Source organism: Paenibacillus sp. sgz302114 (genome assembly GCF_056120345.1).
Window position 1 is genome coordinate 755,948 of record NZ_JBVYOI010000002.1, and the last position, 17,011, is coordinate 772,958.

General features: G+C 54.2%; 15 protein-coding genes. 6 read left to right on the top strand and 9 right to left on the bottom strand.

All coding sequences use genetic code 11. The annotated features are described in order from the left end of the window. Positions 1 to 253: 253 nt before the first annotated feature. The 7 genes from AC0LWF_RS08515 to AC0LWF_RS08545 all read right to left on the bottom strand — a co-directional run bounded on the left by AC0LWF_RS08515 (position 254) and on the right by AC0LWF_RS08545 (position 9,411). Positions 254 to 1,459, bottom strand: coding sequence for an enolase C-terminal domain-like protein (locus AC0LWF_RS08515; RefSeq protein WP_474651117.1), 1,206 nt, complete (start codon positions 1,457 to 1,459; stop codon positions 254 to 256). 27 nt (positions 1,460 to 1,486) lie between these two features. Then, positions 1,487 to 2,236, bottom strand: coding sequence for a phytanoyl-CoA dioxygenase family protein (locus AC0LWF_RS08520; RefSeq protein ID WP_474651118.1), 750 nt, complete (start codon positions 2,234 to 2,236; stop codon positions 1,487 to 1,489). A gap of 3 nt (positions 2,237 to 2,239) precedes the next feature. Continuing rightward, positions 2,240 to 3,934, bottom strand: coding sequence for a hypothetical protein (locus AC0LWF_RS08525; protein WP_474651119.1), 1,695 nt, complete (start codon positions 3,932 to 3,934; stop codon positions 2,240 to 2,242). 7 nt (positions 3,935 to 3,941) lie between these two features. Beyond that, a complete protein-coding gene (locus tag AC0LWF_RS08530) occupies positions 3,942 to 4,820 on the bottom strand; it encodes a carbohydrate ABC transporter permease (protein ID WP_474651120.1) in 879 nt (292 codons plus the stop codon). 14 nt (positions 4,821 to 4,834) lie between these two features. Continuing rightward, the gene (locus AC0LWF_RS08535) at positions 4,835 to 5,815 is read right to left on the bottom strand and encodes an ABC transporter permease (RefSeq protein ID WP_474651121.1); all 981 of its coding nucleotides are present in this window, start codon (positions 5,813 to 5,815) and stop codon (positions 4,835 to 4,837) included. A gap of 75 nt (positions 5,816 to 5,890) precedes the next feature. Continuing rightward, complete coding sequence (locus tag AC0LWF_RS08540) at positions 5,891 to 7,657, bottom strand: type 2 periplasmic-binding domain-containing protein (protein WP_474651122.1); 1,767 nt, start codon at positions 7,655 to 7,657, stop codon at positions 5,891 to 5,893. Positions 7,658 to 7,803: 146 nt separating this feature from the next. Further along, a complete protein-coding gene (locus AC0LWF_RS08545) occupies positions 7,804 to 9,411 on the bottom strand; it encodes a glycoside hydrolase family protein (protein WP_474651123.1) in 1,608 nt (535 codons plus the stop codon). A gap of 493 nt (positions 9,412 to 9,904) precedes the next feature. Here AC0LWF_RS08545 and AC0LWF_RS08550 point away from each other — a divergent pair, with 493 nt between their 5' ends. The 5 genes from AC0LWF_RS08550 to AC0LWF_RS08570 all read left to right on the top strand — a co-directional run bounded on the left by AC0LWF_RS08550 (position 9,905) and on the right by AC0LWF_RS08570 (position 14,132). Continuing rightward, positions 9,905 to 11,047 carry a GntR family transcriptional regulator gene (locus tag AC0LWF_RS08550; protein ID WP_474651124.1) on the top strand — a complete coding sequence of 381 codons (1,143 nt, stop codon included), beginning with the start codon at positions 9,905 to 9,907 and terminating at the stop codon, positions 11,045 to 11,047. Positions 11,048 to 11,128: 81 nt separating this feature from the next. Next, complete coding sequence (locus AC0LWF_RS08555) at positions 11,129 to 11,452, top strand: STAS domain-containing protein (RefSeq protein WP_474651125.1); 324 nt, start codon at positions 11,129 to 11,131, stop codon at positions 11,450 to 11,452. Positions 11,453 to 11,495: 43 nt separating this feature from the next. Next, on the top strand, positions 11,496 to 11,975 hold the full coding sequence (gene rsbW / locus AC0LWF_RS08560) for an anti-sigma B factor RsbW (protein WP_474651126.1): 480 nt from the start codon (positions 11,496 to 11,498) through the stop codon (positions 11,973 to 11,975). Beyond that, the gene (locus tag AC0LWF_RS08565; protein ID WP_474651127.1) at positions 11,975 to 12,751 is read left to right on the top strand and encodes a sigma-70 family RNA polymerase sigma factor; all 777 of its coding nucleotides are present in this window, start codon (positions 11,975 to 11,977) and stop codon (positions 12,749 to 12,751) included. Before rsbW ends, AC0LWF_RS08565 begins: the two co-directional genes overlap by 1 nt. A 169-nt stretch (positions 12,752 to 12,920) precedes the next feature. Further along, the gene (locus AC0LWF_RS08570) at positions 12,921 to 14,132 is read left to right on the top strand and encodes a magnesium transporter CorA family protein (protein WP_474651128.1); all 1,212 of its coding nucleotides are present in this window, start codon (positions 12,921 to 12,923) and stop codon (positions 14,130 to 14,132) included. Positions 14,133 to 14,511: 379 nt separating this feature from the next. Here AC0LWF_RS08570 and AC0LWF_RS08575 read toward each other — a convergent pair whose 3' ends face one another. Beyond that, positions 14,512 to 15,687: a PP2C family protein-serine/threonine phosphatase gene (locus AC0LWF_RS08575; protein ID WP_474651129.1), complete on the bottom strand. Its 1,176-nt coding sequence runs from the start codon at positions 15,685 to 15,687 to the stop codon at positions 14,512 to 14,514. A 152-nt stretch (positions 15,688 to 15,839) separates the two neighbouring features. Here AC0LWF_RS08575 and AC0LWF_RS08580 point away from each other — a divergent pair, with 152 nt between their 5' ends. Then, the gene (locus AC0LWF_RS08580; RefSeq protein ID WP_474651130.1) at positions 15,840 to 16,628 is read left to right on the top strand and encodes a lipase family protein; all 789 of its coding nucleotides are present in this window, start codon (positions 15,840 to 15,842) and stop codon (positions 16,626 to 16,628) included. Positions 16,629 to 16,663: 35 nt separating this feature from the next. Here AC0LWF_RS08580 and AC0LWF_RS08585 read toward each other — a convergent pair whose 3' ends face one another. Continuing rightward, complete coding sequence (locus AC0LWF_RS08585; protein ID WP_474651131.1) at positions 16,664 to 17,011, bottom strand: MmcQ/YjbR family DNA-binding protein; 348 nt, start codon at positions 17,009 to 17,011, stop codon at positions 16,664 to 16,666.

Genomic DNA, 17,011 nt, shown 5'->3' on the forward strand with positions numbered 1-17,011 from the left:
GAACTCAAGCGGCGTTATTCAAGCAAATTTGGAGGGCTTGGATAGCTAATGAACTCAGGTAACGTTATTCAGCGGATTTGAGCCATTTGGGTAGCAAAATCCGCTCAATCGCATGTCACCAGTTCATTAGCCGATTTATCCAGCCGAAATTGGCTAAATAAGCGTTATACGATTCGTTAGCCGGAGGAGAGGAGAGCAGGGCAGTTAGGTGGCGCGGCTCAATTTCAGCTGAATCACTGAATGCATACAGTTATCAAGGCCGCGACGGCGAGCCGTCCGGAATGCGCGACAACGTCCAGCCCGGCAGCACATTATGGCACGGATACAGCGCTGCCTTCTTCTCGTCGATGTCGACGCCGAGCCCCGGCTTGTCGTTCACATACGCATAGCCGGCGCGAATCGTCGGGCAGCCTGGGAACACCTCATGCATTCGTTCCGACAGCGCGCTCCATTCCTGAACGCCGAAGTTCGGGCTCGATAGATCGAGGTGAAGGTTCGCCGCCTGACCGACAGGCGACAGGTCCGGCGGACCATGCCAAGCGGTGCGAATGCCGAACGCTTCGCAGACGGTGCCAAGCTTCTTCGCTGGCGTCAGTCCTCCGATGGCGCTAATATGGCAGCGGATGAAGTCGATCAGCCGCTCGGTCACAAGGGGCAGCCATTCCGCGGAATGGACGAACAGCTCGCCCATCGCTAGCGGTGTCGCACATTGTCCGCGGATATGGCGGAACCAGTCGATTTGCTCCGGCGGCAGCGCATCCTCGAGGAAGAACAGCCGATGCTCCTCGAGCTGCTTCGCGAGCCGCACCGCTTCAATCGGCACGATTCGCTCATGAATATCGTGCAGCAATTCGACTTCATAGCCGAGCGCACCGCGAAGATGGTCGAACATTCGAGGCACGCTGCGGACATAGGCATCAGGGTCGAAATAAGCACCAGGCAGCACATGGTCCGGCTGGTGCAGCTTATGCCCTTGACCGCCGTAGCCGCCAAGCTGGCAGCGAACATAGCGGCAGCCCTGCTCCATGAAGGCACGCACATTGTCTTCGACCTCCGCAGGATCACGTCCGTCCGCATGGCGGTAAATCGCCGCTGCTTCACGAAGCTTGCCGCCGAACATTTCATATACGGGTTGATTCGATATTTTTCCCTTGATGTCCCATAGCGCCATATCGACGCCGGACACGGCGTTGTTCAGCACAGGTCCGTTGCGCCAATAGCCGCTGACCATCGCCGTCTGCCAAATATCTTCGATGCGGCGCGGATCCTTGCCGATTAGAAAAGGCTTCAAGTACTGCTCCACCGCAGTCGCCACAGCAAGGTGGCGCTGCGTAAACGTTGCACAGCCAAGGCCGTAGAGACCGGGCTCATTCGTTTCGATCTTCACAATGACCAGGTTCACGCCATCTGGCGCGGTCAGAATGACGCGCACGTCTCTAATTTGCAATTGTTCCACCATGCAAAGCGACAGCTCCTCATTTCGAACCTACAGGTTCGCTAGTTGCTCCTCAGCATCCGCAGGAATCTCATGCCAGCCATCGAATTTGCCGAGCATTTGTTGGATATAGAATGGACCGCTCTCGCGCAGCTGCTGCGAGCGCTCGCCAACAAAATTGTCCACGCGGTTCTTGCAGAATGACTGCAAGTGGTTGTAATACAAGGCGCGGCGCTCCTCGGTCGGATGCTCGTTCGGCAGCGCAGCATGCCAGAGTGCACCGTGGAAGATGACCGCATCGCCAGCGTCCACGAGCACCTCCACTTGGCCTTCGATGTGATCAAGGCCTTCGGGCGGATTTTTCCCGCTCTTATGCGAGCCTGGCACGACGACAAGCGGACCTTTCTCCCTCGTAATATTATCGAGATAATACGCGCAGTTGATCGATACAGGGAAGTACCAATACGGCGGCAGCGGCTCTGGATACACATGCGAGTCCATATGCCAGCCGACCGGCATTCCTTTGCCCGGCTTAATCCGCGTCGCATTGACGCTCTCCATCTGCAGCTTCGGCCCCATCAGCGCGCGCATCACGTTAAAGACAGGCGGGTGAACAAGAAGCGGAACGAACGCTTCATCCCGGTCGATAATGTCAGGAATTTCGCGCGTCGTGAACCCTTCGGAAATCGCAATGACGCGATCGATCAGCAACGACACTTGCTCCTTGCTCAGCGCTTGCTTCACAACCAAATAACCATCGCGCTCAAACTGCGCGACTTGCTCGTTCAATGTCAGACTCACCGCTTACTCCCCCTCCTCTAACTCCAATACGAGCGCATTGTACATCGGCATCACGCCATGCGGCTTCACATCGAACAGGCGATTGCCGATCCAAGCTCCCTCATATGGCTTACCTGCTACCACTTCGGCACGCGACACGAGCTTCGGCTCGAACGTAAGCGCTACGGTTTCACCGGCTCGGAGGCCTGACACAACGAGATAACGCCCCTCATCCGACATCACGCTAGCAAGCCCGCGAGGCGCTTGGCACTTCACTTCATCCGCCTTCAGCCACTCCGGCAACCGAATATGAACATCGCCTGCCCGCATCGGCGTTACGCAGAGCACGCCTTCCTCCGGCACGCCATACTCCATTCGCACATCCTCGTTCACCTTATTCAGCCAAATGTTGACGTACAGCCGCTGCTGGTTCTCATCCCATGACGTTGCATGATCCCAGACCAGATGCAGTCCCCGTCCGCCTGCCGCGCAGCAGCAAGCCATCGTATCGACTTTGCCCCCGTTCGAGAAGTCGTTCGGATTCATCCGGCCTGTGAACCCTCCGCGATAACGCGCAGGCACGTCACGGTACGTTCTTGTACTCGTATCTTCCTTGTCCGTCACCGTCTTCGCCCACGAAATATCCCGTACCTGCGAGGCGACCAGCGTATTGGCGAACCGATCCGCATCGTCCCAGCAGGCGGCATTGCCATTCTTCGCAAGATAAATGGCCGTATGGATCATATCCGTCGTGCAGCAGGTTTCGCTGTGTTGAATGACACCCGGAAGCCACCGGTAACGCTCATCAACCGGCTCTTCGCCATTTAAGCCGGTACCTTCAGGGAACCAGCCGTATGTACTGCCCATCGAGCAAGCCCAGTTATACACCTTCTGGCACCAGTCGATCAGCGTACGGTCCTGCTTCAAAGTCGCATAGCGGAGAATGCCTGCGACAGCGCCCATTTTCGAATGGAAATGACCGTCATCCGGGTATCGCCCCTGCGACCAGAAGCTGCCGTCTTCAGCGAAAACCTTCGAGTGGTACACGACGAAGTTCGTCAGCTTCTCCAGCATTTCTGCGGCTAACGGATCGCCTGTACGCTCGTAATAGATCGCCAACGGCAGAATGAACACACCGCCCCCGTAATGGGTCGGCTCGACGATAAAGCCATGCTCGGTATAGATCTCCTCCGGCACAACCATTCCAGGCACATACGTCTCGAATGGGTAGCAAATGTAATCGTCCCGCTCTACCGCAATATTCCGCATCCCCTTCAGCATGCGTTCGATACGCACAAGCGCCTCCACGTCCTGATCGAACTTATGCCAGCTGAGCAGACCGAGGAAGACGCTTCGCTGATCGAACATATTCGCTCCCGCAGGCACGCCCCACTCGTTGCTCATCCGGTAGAACAGCCCGTCGGACTCGCTCTGCATCCAGCGGAGCGCCTCTTTCATATGCTCCTCTGCCTCGCGTCCGATCCGCTTGCCGATGATTTCGCCGCACAGAATCGATGCATCCAAGAACCGTCCCACCGCATCGCCGAAGTCCCATTCGCTATGCCATGCGAACGACTCGTCACTGCCGATCTTCGCGAAGAAGTACGGCAAGTAATGGTAATCCGGATCGAGCATCTGCTCGTAATGATTGATGGCCAGAGCCGCCAATTCCCGATAATCAAGCGCCTTGCCTAACTTGCCAAGTTTGCCGTGTTCCATCTTAAGATCATCCTTTCAGTGAGCCTAGCATGATGCCTTTAACAAAATACTTCTGCAAGAACGGATAAATGCACAGAATCGGCGCAGTCGTGACGATCAGCATCGCCATCTTGATCGATTCCGCCGTGACGGTCACCGCGCCTTGATGCATCTTGCTCAGCACCGCTAGGTTCGACGCCTCGTTCGACTGAATGAGGAAGAGCAGCAGGTTCTGCGCCGTCCACAGCTTCGTATTCGAGATGAAGGTGAAGCCCGTGAACCAGTCATTCCAGTGGCTAACGCCGACGAACAGCGCAATGGTCGCAAGCACTGGCTTCGACAGAGGGAAAATAATGCTGAAGAAAATTCGAGCATCCGACGCCCCGTCTATCTTCGCCGACTCCTCCAGCGCTTCCGGCAGCTCGGTCATGAATGTGCGCACGAGCATGATGTTGAATGCGCCGTACAAGCCAGGAATGATGTACGTCCAGAAGCTATTGAGCAGATGGAGCTGCTGCAGCGTGATGTAGAACGGGATGAGCCCGCCGCTTAGGAACATCGGGATAACGATCCACCAGTTCAGAAACTTGCGCAGCGGGAAGTTCTTCTTCGTCAGCACATACGCAAACATGGCCACAAGCAGCACCTGCGTAATAACGCCGACAACCACCCGCGCTATCGTTACACCGTAAGCGAGGAAAATATTTTGATCGCTAAAGATGACGCCGTAGTTCTTCAAGCTGAACATGCGGGGCCAGATATAGATGCCGCCCTTCTGCGCATCCATTGCATCGTTGAAGGAGATGGCCAAAATATAAATAAACGGATACAAGCACAGAAACGAAAAAGCGAGCATGAACACCATATTGACGACGTTGAACCATCGTTCTCCCCGTGATCTCTGCATGCCGGCACGCCTCCCTATATGAGTGACTCTTGCTTGATTAACTTGGCAACAAAGTTACAGACGAGGAACAGAATAAGTCCGACTGTCGCTTGGAACACACCCATTGTTGCGCCGAGCGAGAGCCCCATGAAACCGCCCGAGTTGCGCAGATAGCTCAAGATGAGCGTATCGAGAATTTGGCCGACCTCCTGCACTTGCAGGTTACCCATCGTCCACAGCTGGTCGAACCCTGCGCTCATTAGGCCGGAAGCACTCAGGATGAACAGCAGCACCATCGTGCCGCGGATGCCTGGCAGCGCAATATGCCAAATTTGGCGAATACGGCTTGCCCCGTCGATGCTGGACACTTCGTACAGATGCGGATCGATGCCTGACAGCGCAGCCAAATAGATAATGGCGTTGAAGCCGATATTTTTCCAAAGTTCCGTGAAGATGACGATCGGCAGAAAAGCTTGCGTGCTGCCCATGAAGTAGAACGGTTCGTTCAAGAAGCCGATGCGCGTCAGCATCTCGTTAATGAGTCCGCCGTCCGGAGACAGCATCTTGTACCACAATCCTGCAGCGATGACCCAAGAGATGAAGTACGGCAAGTAGCTGATCGTCTGCACGAAGCGCTTAAATACCGTCTGATGAATTTCGTTAATGAGTAGCGCGAACAGAATGGTAACGGGAAAGCCGATCAGCAGCTTGAGCCCGCTGATAATAATCGTATTGCGAAGCGCATTCGTGAAATCAGGCAAGTTAAAGATCGTCTTGAAGTTGTCGAGTCCAACGAACTCGCTGCCGGAATAGCCTTTGACCGGATTGTAGTCCTGGAAAGCGATAACGATGCCGACCATCGGATAATACGAGAACAAGAGGAAGAAGATAATGCCCGGTATGGTGAAAATGTAAAGCCAGCGCTGGTCCCACATTTTGCGCAGGATCCTCTTCGTCATTGCCTTGCGCCTTGGTTCCGTAACGGAGTTCGTCTGGCTTTCTACGAGAGTTGTCATCGGTAAGTGACCCTCCTTCTTGCCAAAGAATGATTCAAGGAGAGCGCCTTAATAGCGCTCCCCCCGTTGAAACGTTTACTTCAAATTCTCCAGGTGGATCGACTTCGCCGCTTCTTCGCGCTCTGCGACGATTTTGTCATAGCCAAGCGCTTTGACGTTCTTGCCCCAATCCTCGACGAGCTTCTTGATGCCGTCCGGATTTTTCGCCGTTACCGCCTTCGCAACCAATTGCTTGTAGCGCTCGCTCTGGCCGACAGTCGCTTTGTTCTCCACATCGCCTGGCTCTACATAACGCTGCGGATCTGTAATGTATTCGGTTGGGAATTTGGAGCCTAGGTTTTTCCACGTCTCAATCATATCTTCGCGCATCTCATAGCCGGTTGGCGCTTGGTTCTTAATGAGCGCATCATAGTTAGGAATGAAGGAGTACACGTCGATACCGAAGTGTGCGCGCTTGTTCCAGTCGCCTTGCGTTTCGTCGAAGAACGCTTTCGTATCGACGACTTTACCGTCTGCGTTGCGCTCCCACTGCCCGCCTTCGATGCCGTACTTCGTTAGAATCGTGCCTTCCTCAGAGAGGACATAGTCCAGCGTCTTGAAGAACGTATTGACTTCTTCCTTCGGCAGGCCGGCTTTCACCGCCCAGAGGCTCCATGCTTCCAGTCTGAACTTCGGCAGACTTGGGCCGGAAGCGATTGTCGGATCATACAGCTGAACGCCAACGAATTCCGCTTTCGGATCCGTCTTCTTCATGCTGTCTGTGAACGGATTCGCTTGCTCCCAATACGCGCCGTGCACAGCGCCATAGCGGCCTTGGTTGCCTTTCTCGTCGATCTGGCCTTGCTTGAGCGTGAATGCTTCTTTCTCGATCAAGCCTTCGTTATACAGCTTGTTGTAGAACGTAAGCGCACGGATCAAGTTCTCTGACTGACTGACATCGGAACGGGCCGGCTTGCCGTCCGCATCGGTGTACCATACGCCTGTTCCGTCGTTCTGGTCCGGTGGGAAGAACAGCTTGATCATATTGCGGAAGTTCTCGCCGAATGCCGCATATGGAATGACCGGCTGGCCGTTCACGTCTTTAATTTGCTCCTTGAATGCCTTTAGATCGTTGTACAAATCGTCGACCGTCTTCGGCAGCGGCAGGTTCAGCTTGTCGAGCCAATCCTTGCGAATCCAGATCGTTGGCTGGTCGATGGCGTACGCCTTCATGTTGGAGAAGTTTTGCGCGATGCTGTAGACTTTGCCGTCATGCGGATCTGAAGTGAATGGAAGCAGCTTCTCTACTGCGTTCTTCACATTCGGATATTTCTCCAGCCATGGCGTTAAATCTTCGAGCTTGCCGCTCTCGCCCAAGTTGTTCAGAATCAGCTTTGTTCTGGCGTCCGCGCCTGTTGCCACGAAATCCGGCCAGTCGGAGCCGCCGGTGGATGCCCACAGCTGCAGCTTCTGCACGACGTCGTCGTAGCCGCCTGTCTTGATAACGTCATACGTCAGGTCTGTCAGACCAAGACGCTTCTTCAGCTCCGGCAAGACGACGTCCTTCGCCGGGTCAGGGTTATCCCAGCCCCAGTTGAACGCGGTAATCTTCAGTTTATCGACGGTGCCGACTTCCCCAGCGGATGTGTTCGAAGAGTTGGATGCGCTGGCGTTATTCGAGCTGTTCGATGAATTCGACGTATTCGTGGAGTTCGTGGTATTCGCGGAATTCGCCCCATTGCTGGATGAATTGCCGCTGTTGCTGCTGTTGCCCGCATTGTTGCCATTGTTGCCGCCGCATCCGACCAAACCTACCGTTAAAGCTGCTGTAAGCAAAATACCTACATTCTGACGGATTCTCACAAGTTATTCCCCCTGAATATGTGATAGGTTGTTCATGCAAACATCAGTTTGAAGTTTGAAGCTCCCCCGCCAAGCCCTGTCCGTTCAAGTCGCCAGCCCTCATGCCAAAACAATTGAACCGAGTTCCACTCCCCTTTACGTCAAATCTACCAATGCACATTTCCCCCGCGCTGCTCCGCGTAAGGGATGCCCTTAGTCATCGGGGCGTTATCTTGCTCCATCCATTTCCTCTGGTAGAGTGGATAGATTTGACCCGACGGCGTCACCGACAACACGGTATCGCCTCGCCAGCGGACGTTGTAATCGCGGCCGGATACGCGCTCGACCGTCTCAACCGTCGTCAGCGGGTACAGCAGCTGGACAAGCTGGCCTGGCCGCAAGCCCTCGAGGCGGATATAACCGCTATCGTCGGCAGTAATCGGCAACGCCTCTCCATCAACGGAAAGCACGGCATCCTCGCGAGCGAGCCAATCCGGCATTTTCACTCGCAGCGCTTGGGCGTCGTGCATGAGCAGCTCCAGCTTGCCTTCATAGGGCTGATAGCTGATAACTTCCAGCCACTCGCTGTTGCGGCTGAGCGCCATGTTCACACTGACGACGCCATCTTTCTTCGTCACGATATCGTCCCAGACGAGGTAGCAAGCGCGAATGCCTGCGCCTAGGCAGCAGCCCTCGACGCTCTCGCTGCAATTGTCGAGCGAGCCTGGCTTCGACCAGGAAGCCCAGCTGCCATATAGCGCGCGTTCAAGGATCGGCTTCTCGGGGAAATCGCCTTGAGGCAGCATCGGATCCGTATGTACGAATTGGTTCTCAAGCAGCTGATTGCGTGTGAACCGCTCCAGAATGGCGTAATAGCTCTCGTCGATATGGCGAGCGATAAGCAAGCCAAGGTGAATGGCATCCGTAATTGTGCATGATTCGCAGGAGGCATCGTCTGGACCTACGCCGTCCGGCACCCAGCCCCACTTGCTTGAGAAGCGAAGCGTCCAGTCGAACACGCTCTTCATCTGCTGCACAACTGCCGAATCATTCGTCCGCAGCGCCCGCCGCATGATGGCTACGGCTGCAGTCAGAATGCCGCCGGAGTGCGTATGCCCTTGATAGCGGCCGTCAGCTTCAAAGGTACCGCTGACATTCAGCACGAAACGGGACATTCTATCGAGCAGATCCTCGCAATCCGGCGCATCGTCGACGCTCTCCGTGAAGCGAGCCAGCGCCAGCATAATTCCGCCGAGCGGGAATGTCGGGTAGCCGTTGAAATCGCCGAATACCGCGTGCTCCATCGTGTTCCAGCCTTCAGCGTTCTTGAACCAGTAGCTATAGTCGCCTTCATGCTTCACATTGTCGCGGATCGAGGCGGCTAACCGCTCTACGGTTTCCCGGCGCTCCTCGCTCGGAGCATCAAGATACAAATCGACATACGCAAGCAGCATTCTGCCTGCCATGAATGGATTGAGGAACGGATTGCATGTGTCCAGCATGGCGCGAAGGGCTTCTTCTTCTTCCTTGTATTCGGAGGATCCCGTCACCGAACGGCCTAACAAGTACGCATCCGTGAAGCGGCTGCACATATCGCCAAGATCCCAAATATGATGCTCCAGCTTTGGTTCTGGCGCCAGACGAAGCAGGAAGTACGGCCGGTAATTCTGTTCTCTGTCCAGCCGGTTCGCTATCGCGCTGAAGCCTCGTTCAATCGCCTCCTGCAGGAAATAGGTCTGCGGCCTTGATTGCAGCTTTACATCCATTACCATCATTACTCCCCCTGACTAATTCGCATGTGATTCATGTGGAATCGGCAAACAAGCGTGCTGATCATGGAGACTGACACGTAAAAAGAGCGCTTACATTTTTGAGCAGTTGGTTTGGGTGTTCTGTTGTTTGTAGTGCTTGTGGTTGTTTTGTTTGTAGTGCTTGTGGTTGTTTTGTAAGTGGCTTGCTAGCAATAGAAAATGCTCGTGGAGTCAATTGCTTTGTGAGGTGGATCGTGCATAAATAGCTATAGAAGATAAACGCTGAGGGTTAGGACATTGAAGGTATGAACATGAACAAGCTGCTTATAACAAATATACAACTATCGTTCAACACCATTGTTAACAATATTCAATTAATTGCATCATACTCCGATCCCTCTATGCTGTAAAGAAAAAGATTTGAATGGACTGTAAAAAGTTGTATATTCAATATATCAAGCGAAACCGGCTGACGCCATCCTTATATAATATCAATCTAGAAGAGAGTGGGAGACCGATGTCCGTTCCAATAAAGCGAGTGCCATTATATACGCAAATTCGCACATACATCGTTGATCAGATCACACAGGGCAAATTAAAGCCTGGAGAGCGTCTGCCCTCAGAGAACGAGCTAGCCGAGCATTTTGGAGTCAGCCGCATTACGGTGAAAGGCGCACTGTCCACCCTCGTAGCAGAAGGGGCTGTCTACCGTATTCAAGGGAGAGGCTCCTACGTCGCCGATGGACCGCAAAGCAGAGAACCCGTCCTTTACCCTCCTGCCTCCGAATCATCGCTAGCATCTGCAGCTACTCTCGTGAAGCCGCGCAAAATGAAGCTGATCTCCTTGATGATTCCGAGCCTCAAGACCTCTTATATGGTCCATCTCGTGCAAGGCGTCGAGAAGGAAGCTGCGCTGGGAGGCTACCGGGTTATCGTGTCGCTCACGCATGAGTCTGTAGATACCGAGTGCACGCTTCTGGCAGAAGCTGACGAATTTGGCGTGGACGGTGTAATTGTTTATCCCGTTGAAGGAGAAAGCTATAACGAAGACATCCTGCGAATGTCGCTGCGCGGCTATCCGATCGTCGTCATCGATCGTTATTTGAAAGGGCTTGAGACGAACTGCGTCTGCTCCGATCACTTCGGCGGCGCTTATGAAGCGACGAAGCATCTCATTCAATCCGGCCACACGCGAATCGCTTTCCTGACCGCTCCGGCCAAAGGAACATCGAGCATGGAGGATCGGCTTGAAGGGTACCGCAGAGCACTGTCCGATCACGGAATTTCCAGCGATCCCAGACTCGTTTTCACGAATACGGATCCCTTGCAGATCGAGAGGTTCCTGCGTGAGAGCACCGATGTGACCGCCGTCTTCGCGCTTAACTCCTCGCTCGGCCTGAAAGTGATGTTGGCGGCGGAAAGACTCGAATTCTCGATCCCTGAGCAGCTGTCCGTTATTTTCTTCGATGATCTGGAGCATTCCTATCGCTGGGCGAAACGTCCGTCATGCGTTCTTCAGCAAGAGGAAGAGATCGGGATACAAGCGACGAAGCTGCTCCTCTCACTCGCCGAGAACCCGGATCAGGAACGCAAGAAGATCGTGCTGCCTCCTCGGCTTGTCGTAGGCGGAACGACAGCGGCGCCGGATAATTTTACATAACTTGGAATTGCAAGTTGATTCAAACGAAGTCTCCGTGGGTAATATGCGTATAGAAATTATTCGATTTGGGAGCGTTGCGCAATGAAACACACCGATAAATTAGTGCTGCGAACGGAAAATCAAGAGGGCAAGTGCACCGTCTATGTCGGCGGCGAGCTTGACCTGGAATCAGCAGTTCAGATGCGTGCGGCAATGACCCCGCTCATCGAGCTGACTGATCGTGAATTGGTTCTAAACCTGCAAGAGCTGCGCTACGTCGACAGTACGGGTATCGGGATTCTTGTCTCGGTACTGAAAGCCCGCCATGCGAAGGAAGCGCCATTCACTGTAACCGCTGTACCTCCGCACATTCGTAAGCTGTTCGATATGACAGGCATTACACCATTTTTACTGAAACAGGCCTAAAGGCGATAGGCTGGGGCCAGCCTTCAGAAAGGAATTCACAACTATGAACGATAACGATAATGAAGACTTAATCACGCTCAAAGTGCCAGCAGCGGCGGAATATATTGACTTGGTACGGCTGACGCTCTATGGCCTCGCTGCCAAAATCGGTTTCTCCTACGAGGAAATCGAAGATATGAAAGTTGCGGTTTCGGAGGCATGTAACAATGCAGTGCTTCATGCGTATGGCGACATGCGGAGCCGTGCGGTGCTGACAGGGGCTAGTGTGCCTCAGATTGAAGTGCGTTTCGTGAAGAAGTACGACGCCCTCTCCATCATTGTGAAGGACGAGGGATCCAGCTTCGATGCCGCGGCGGCGTCGAAGCTGGCTCAACCTGTGGACGGGCAAACGATCGATGAGCTGCAAGCCGGCGGTCTCGGACTCTACTTGATGCAAGCGTTGATGGACGATGTGATCGTGAGCAGCGAGATGGGAACCGAGGTCGTGCTGACCAAGCGGCTCCTCCGAAGCGGTGATCTCTAATGAGCACGCAACCGGCTAATCATCGGAGCGCTGGCGGCATCGAACTCATTACGGCCTATCAGAAAAACCCGAACAATGAGACCGCTGAGCTTCTGATCGTCCATTATGAGCCTATGGTTCGAATGGCTGCCGGTAAAATATCACGTAATCGTCCCGACCTGTACGAGGATTTGATTCAAATCGGCCAGATGGCGCTCCTTCGCCTGTTCAGCCAATTCGATAGCACCCTTGGTGTGCAATTCGAGCCTTATGCGATGAAGAGCATCATCGGCCATATGAAAAACTTCCTGCGCGACAAGTCGTGGTATGTCCAGGTTCCCCGCCGCATTAAGGAGAAAGGCATTGCTCTTCAGCACGCGATTGACGAATTAACGGTCTCTCTCGAACGCTCCCCCAGAATGGATGAGATCGCGGAGCGTATGGAGCTATCCGTCGAAGAAACGACCGAAATTCTTGCCGGACGCGAGCTGTATCATTACGTCTCCCTCGATACGCCAATATCCGAGGAGGACAGCAACTCGACGCTCGGCGATCTACTTGGATCGCCGCTCGATGATTTCGAGAGTGTTGATAAGCGGCTCGATCTGGAAGCCGCCATGGCGCAGCTTGAACCTGCGGAGCAGCGCGTGCTGCTGCTCGCCTATCAGGATGGACTGCCGCAGCGGCAAATCGCCGACATGCTCGGCATCTCGCAGATGAGCATCTCCCGCATTCAACGGAGGGCGACGCTCAAGCTGAAGAAGCTGTTAAGCGAACAAGAAGAGCTTGACGATTAGAAGCGCGCTATCCTTGCGGCACGAACATTGTGAACCGCGGATGGCGCGCTTCTTTCGTTATCCGGAACCCTTTTGGATAAAATTGTCGGCGCTAGAGTTGTACTCGGTGTATTGTTCGCGTTATGATGGTAGCAACACGTATGAACGGACACGCGGGAGGCTCTAAACCATGATGCATCGTTTGCTGCAGTTTCCTTCCAAATGGGAATGGCTCGTGCTGAGCGAGCCGCGGCCTGAATCATCCGGCCTCAGCCGCAGCAGCAGTCGAGCTGCCGGCGGCGCTTCTGTCGAAGCCGCGCTCGCAGAACATGCCGAGGAGCAGGCTGAAGTGAAGCAGGCAAGCGCCGCGGCCCTGAAGCAGGCTTATCCTGAGCTTGCGGGCTGGCTAAGCGATATTGAAGGCAACACTCACAACCAAATTATCGTCAGAGAGCTGGCCGGCGGCGAATGCGTGCTGCAGGGGACGCTTATGTTTCAAGTGTCTGAGGACGAGACCGATGTATTGCCGCTGCATTTTCGCGTCACGAGGTCTCGCCTTGTGACGCTTGCTGGCGACATGCGCTTATCCGTTCGGCTGCAGCTTGACCCGTGGCAGGACAAGCTGAACCGCTGCCAGAGCGCACCAGAGGGCTTCTTCGTCGTTCTCGGGTCCATTCTGGAGACGTTCCACATTGGGCTCGACCGTTTCGAGACGCGGCTTGGCGACCTGGAGCATAAGATGCGCAAGCAGAACCGTACCGGACTGATGAACACCATCTTCGAACGGCGATATGAGCTGCTGCATTGGAGCCACTTGTTCATTCCGATTAAGGAAATTCAAGGCGCAGCCAAGGAAGCATTCATGGACACGCTGCTTGATCAGGAAGAGTACAAACGGATGGAACTCAAGCTCGAGCGCATCGAAGCGCTGCTCAGACATTATGCAATGGAGATCGATACGCTCCTCATGATGGATGACGCCATCTCGAACTTCCGCGGCAACGATATTATGAAGACGCTGACGATCTTCACGGCCCTATTCATGCCTGCAACGGTTATTGGTGCGGTATGGGGCATGAATTTCAAGCGCATCCCTTGGGCAGGCGAGCCGTGGGGCTTCGTCGCTGTCTGCTCCATCATCGTCATCGTCACCATGCTGATCTATTGGTGGCTCTGGCATAAAGGCTGGACCGGCGATCTGCTGAACGGCCGTCACCGTGGCGAAATCGTCGGCCCCCGCACGGGCATCGATGCCGTTGCAGCTAGCGGCAACATGCCACGCCCATTGCCAAGCCGCAGTAACCGCGTGCGCGGTGCGCAAGGCGCAGGCGGCGCGAGCGGCACCGATGGGACCAGCCGCGACGAGAAAGACGCGCCGCTGCCATCGCGGTCGAGTCGATAGGTTGATTTGAAAAGCGGCGTGCAGGGATTTTCCCTGCACGCCGCTTTTTTAGGTTGCCCTAAAAGTCGCAGTCGCAAGCTCTCAGGGCTCTATAGCGCCCATTTTACTTGGGCTATTGCGCTGAGAGATTTTGAGAGTTTTGATTAATTGCGGATTCTCCCCCTAAGTTAAGTTTTCTTACCAGCGAAATCTGAGTTAGACCGCATTGACTGGAGTGTGCCCGAGTTTGACCGGTGAGAGAGGGTTTTCCCGCTCTTACGAGCTCATTGGGGGCTCGGCTTGTGTCGAGAGAACGTATATGTTCTCTCATAGGTTTTTTGGGGTTAGTTTTGGCGCAAAAAAGAGCCCCCGCCGTAGCCATGGCAGGGGCTCCCTATTATCACTTTATATCTACAACGACCAAGCAGCGGTCGTCCGACTGGAGCTCCTCCGCTCGCTGACCGGCATGGAACAACGCCGCTTCGAGCTCTGCGAGCGAGGTCGTGCTGCCGTACGGCTGCAGCAGCGTGGTCAAGCTCGCCGGCCGGTCCTCCTCGCTATCGCTGCCTACGAGATCGTAGATACCGTCAGTCAGCAGCACGATCCGGTCGCCTGAGCTGATCGGCAGCGTATGCTTCTCGACGACAATATCGCCGAACATTCCAATTGCCACGCCGCCTTGCGCGAACGTCTCCACCTCGCCGCCCTGGCGGATAATCATGCCCGGCGGATGGCCCGCATTGACATATTCGACGACGCCTTCAATGAGATCAACGACGATATACAGACCCGTAAAATAATACTGGATCAGCTGATCCGCAAACTGCAGCTGCAGCGAGCGGCGGTTCAGCTCCCGGATGACCCGCTTCGGCTCCACCTGCTTCGACATCGCTTCCTTCAGCACCGAGGCGATGAACATGCAAGCAAGCGATGATGAGATGCCGTGCCCCATCGCATCCATCACGGCGATGCCATAGCGGTGATCGTCGATTCGGTTCCACGCGTACAAGTCGCCGGACAGCTCCTCGGACGGGCGGAAGATGGCATCAATCGCAACACCCTCGTCATCGAGCTTTTGCGGCAGTGCTGCAAGCTGTACTTCCCGCGCCAGCTGCAGCTCCTCGCGCACCCGTCGGTCCCGCTCCTTATGCCAATCCTTCTCCACCTTCAGCCGCAGCGCCACGCGAATGCGGGCAAGCAGCTCGATGCGATTAATCGGCTTCGTCACATAGTCGATCGCCCCAGCGTCAAGCGCTTCCGCGAGCTTCTTGGAGTCGCCGATCGCCGTCACCATAATAACCGGAATATCTTTAAGCCGCGCGGATCGCTGCAGCAGCGCGCAAGCTGTAATTCCATCTATGCCAGGCATCATCATATCGAGCAAAATCAAATCAACGCCGTGCCCGTCATTCCCCGGCCCATCAGCCGGCTCTTCGCCCTGCAACGTAAGCCCGAGGAGCAAGAACATCTCTCCTGCCGATCCCGCCGACTCAATGTCGGTGTAGCCCGCACGTTTCAAAATTTCTCTGACCACCGTTATGTTCATCGGATTATCGTCAACGACGGCAATTCGCATTTCCCATCTCCCTAACCTGCTTATTTCTTCTCTTCTTCTCTATGTTAATCGTTACCCCTACTTCAATCGTTTGAATCGTTACGGGCGAGGGCAACGGCCTAAAGCACATTGGCCTATTAGAACATACAATGGAAGCAAGGAGGATGGAGGTCATGTCAAATAAAAATAAGATGGATATTCGAACGGCCATCTTCTTGGCTGCAGTTTGCGAGCAAACTTATAATTTATACAGAAATGATGGCAAATTTCTTGTGCCCCGATCCTACCGTCTTGTAGGTACATTCAATGCTGCGTCCTCTTATTCGATCAATGAAGAACCCTTTGGCTTCGTTTTGGATTCCGACCAGGCGGTTATTCTAGCATTCCGCGGAACAAGCTCAGCGACAGACTGGGTTACGGATATGATTGCTCAGCAGGTCTTGTTTAAGCCGATCAAGCGAGGCTGTAAAACGCACCGCGGGTTTTCAGAAGTTTATATGTCAGCCCGCGCTCAAATCTTCCGTCTGCTAGATCAAGTGTCGAACGAAAAACCGCTCTTTATAACAGGTCACAGTCTTGGCGGAGCACTAGCCACACATGCTGGGCTTGATATCGCGGTCAATCGCAATCCAAAGCAAATCATCACTTACACGTTCGGCGCGCCGAGGGCAGGCGATCCTGAATTTGTACGTTCATACAATGAAGTTGTGCCGCTCACATTTCGTATCCAGAATGAATTTGACATTGTCCCGCATTTGCCGCCGCTTGTATATACATTACCGAAAAGCAAGAAAACCTATTATTATATGCACGTCAAGGAAGCAGTGATGCGCAGTTTCCACAATGGTTCCGTCTCGGGAAACCATATTATCGGCAGCTATTTTGCCAATTTAGCAAAGGAAGCGCCTGATTTCGCAGCCATGCTATGCGGGGAGTCGCCAGGCATGTGCCCACTGCCTTGAGAAACCGGAGAAATTGCCGGTGGATACATATCTGATTAATTGATCGAAGCAATACGGGCACGCTCCGCCTTCGTCATTCCTTTCAGCACCAGCTCGTATGAATGATCGATCATATCAAGCAGCTCCGGCACAGGGACAGAGCCGTCCAGCGTAATGGAGTTCCAATGCTTCTTGTTCAGATGATACCCCGGAGTTATCGCCTCGTACTGCTGGCGCAAATTCTCCGCGATGACAGGATCGCATTTGAGCGAAATGCCCGATCCATCGCCTGAAATGAGCGCGAACATTTTGCCCCCAGCCTTCATGACCAGCGGATCAGGGCCAAACGGATATTCCTTCACAGCGCCTGCCTTGGACAAGCAGTGTCCGATTAACGCTTCCAT

What these genes read in the sequence shown, in the direction of transcription:
- AC0LWF_RS08565 (WP_474651127.1), top strand. Translation starts at nt 11,975, where the DNA reads ATGAGCACGCAACCGGCTAATCATCGGAGCGCTGGCGGCATCGAACTC.
- AC0LWF_RS08550 (WP_474651124.1), top strand. Translation starts at nt 9,905, where the DNA reads ATGTCCGTTCCAATAAAGCGAGTGCCATTATATACGCAAATTCGCACA.
- AC0LWF_RS08545 (WP_474651123.1), bottom strand. Translation starts at nt 9,411, where the DNA reads ATGATGGTAATGGATGTAAAGCTGCAATCAAGGCCGCAGACCTATTTC.
- AC0LWF_RS08515 (WP_474651117.1), bottom strand. Translation starts at nt 1,459, where the DNA reads ATGGTGGAACAATTGCAAATTAGAGACGTGCGCGTCATTCTGACCGCG.
- AC0LWF_RS08525 (WP_474651119.1), bottom strand. Translation starts at nt 3,934, where the DNA reads ATGGAACACGGCAAACTTGGCAAGTTAGGCAAGGCGCTTGATTATCGG.
- AC0LWF_RS08580 (WP_474651130.1), top strand. Translation starts at nt 15,840, where the DNA reads ATGTCAAATAAAAATAAGATGGATATTCGAACGGCCATCTTCTTGGCT.
- AC0LWF_RS08585 (WP_474651131.1), bottom strand. Translation starts at nt 17,011, where the DNA reads ATGGAAGCGTTAATCGGACACTGCTTGTCCAAGGCAGGCGCTGTGAAG.
- AC0LWF_RS08530 (WP_474651120.1), bottom strand. Translation starts at nt 4,820, where the DNA reads ATGCAGAGATCACGGGGAGAACGATGGTTCAACGTCGTCAATATGGTG.
- AC0LWF_RS08535 (WP_474651121.1), bottom strand. Translation starts at nt 5,815, where the DNA reads ATGACAACTCTCGTAGAAAGCCAGACGAACTCCGTTACGGAACCAAGG.
- AC0LWF_RS08575 (WP_474651129.1), bottom strand. Translation starts at nt 15,687, where the DNA reads ATGCGAATTGCCGTCGTTGACGATAATCCGATGAACATAACGGTGGTC.
- AC0LWF_RS08570 (WP_474651128.1), top strand. Translation starts at nt 12,921, where the DNA reads ATGATGCATCGTTTGCTGCAGTTTCCTTCCAAATGGGAATGGCTCGTG.
- rsbW (WP_474651126.1), top strand. Translation starts at nt 11,496, where the DNA reads ATGAACGATAACGATAATGAAGACTTAATCACGCTCAAAGTGCCAGCA.
- AC0LWF_RS08555 (WP_474651125.1), top strand. Translation starts at nt 11,129, where the DNA reads ATGAAACACACCGATAAATTAGTGCTGCGAACGGAAAATCAAGAGGGC.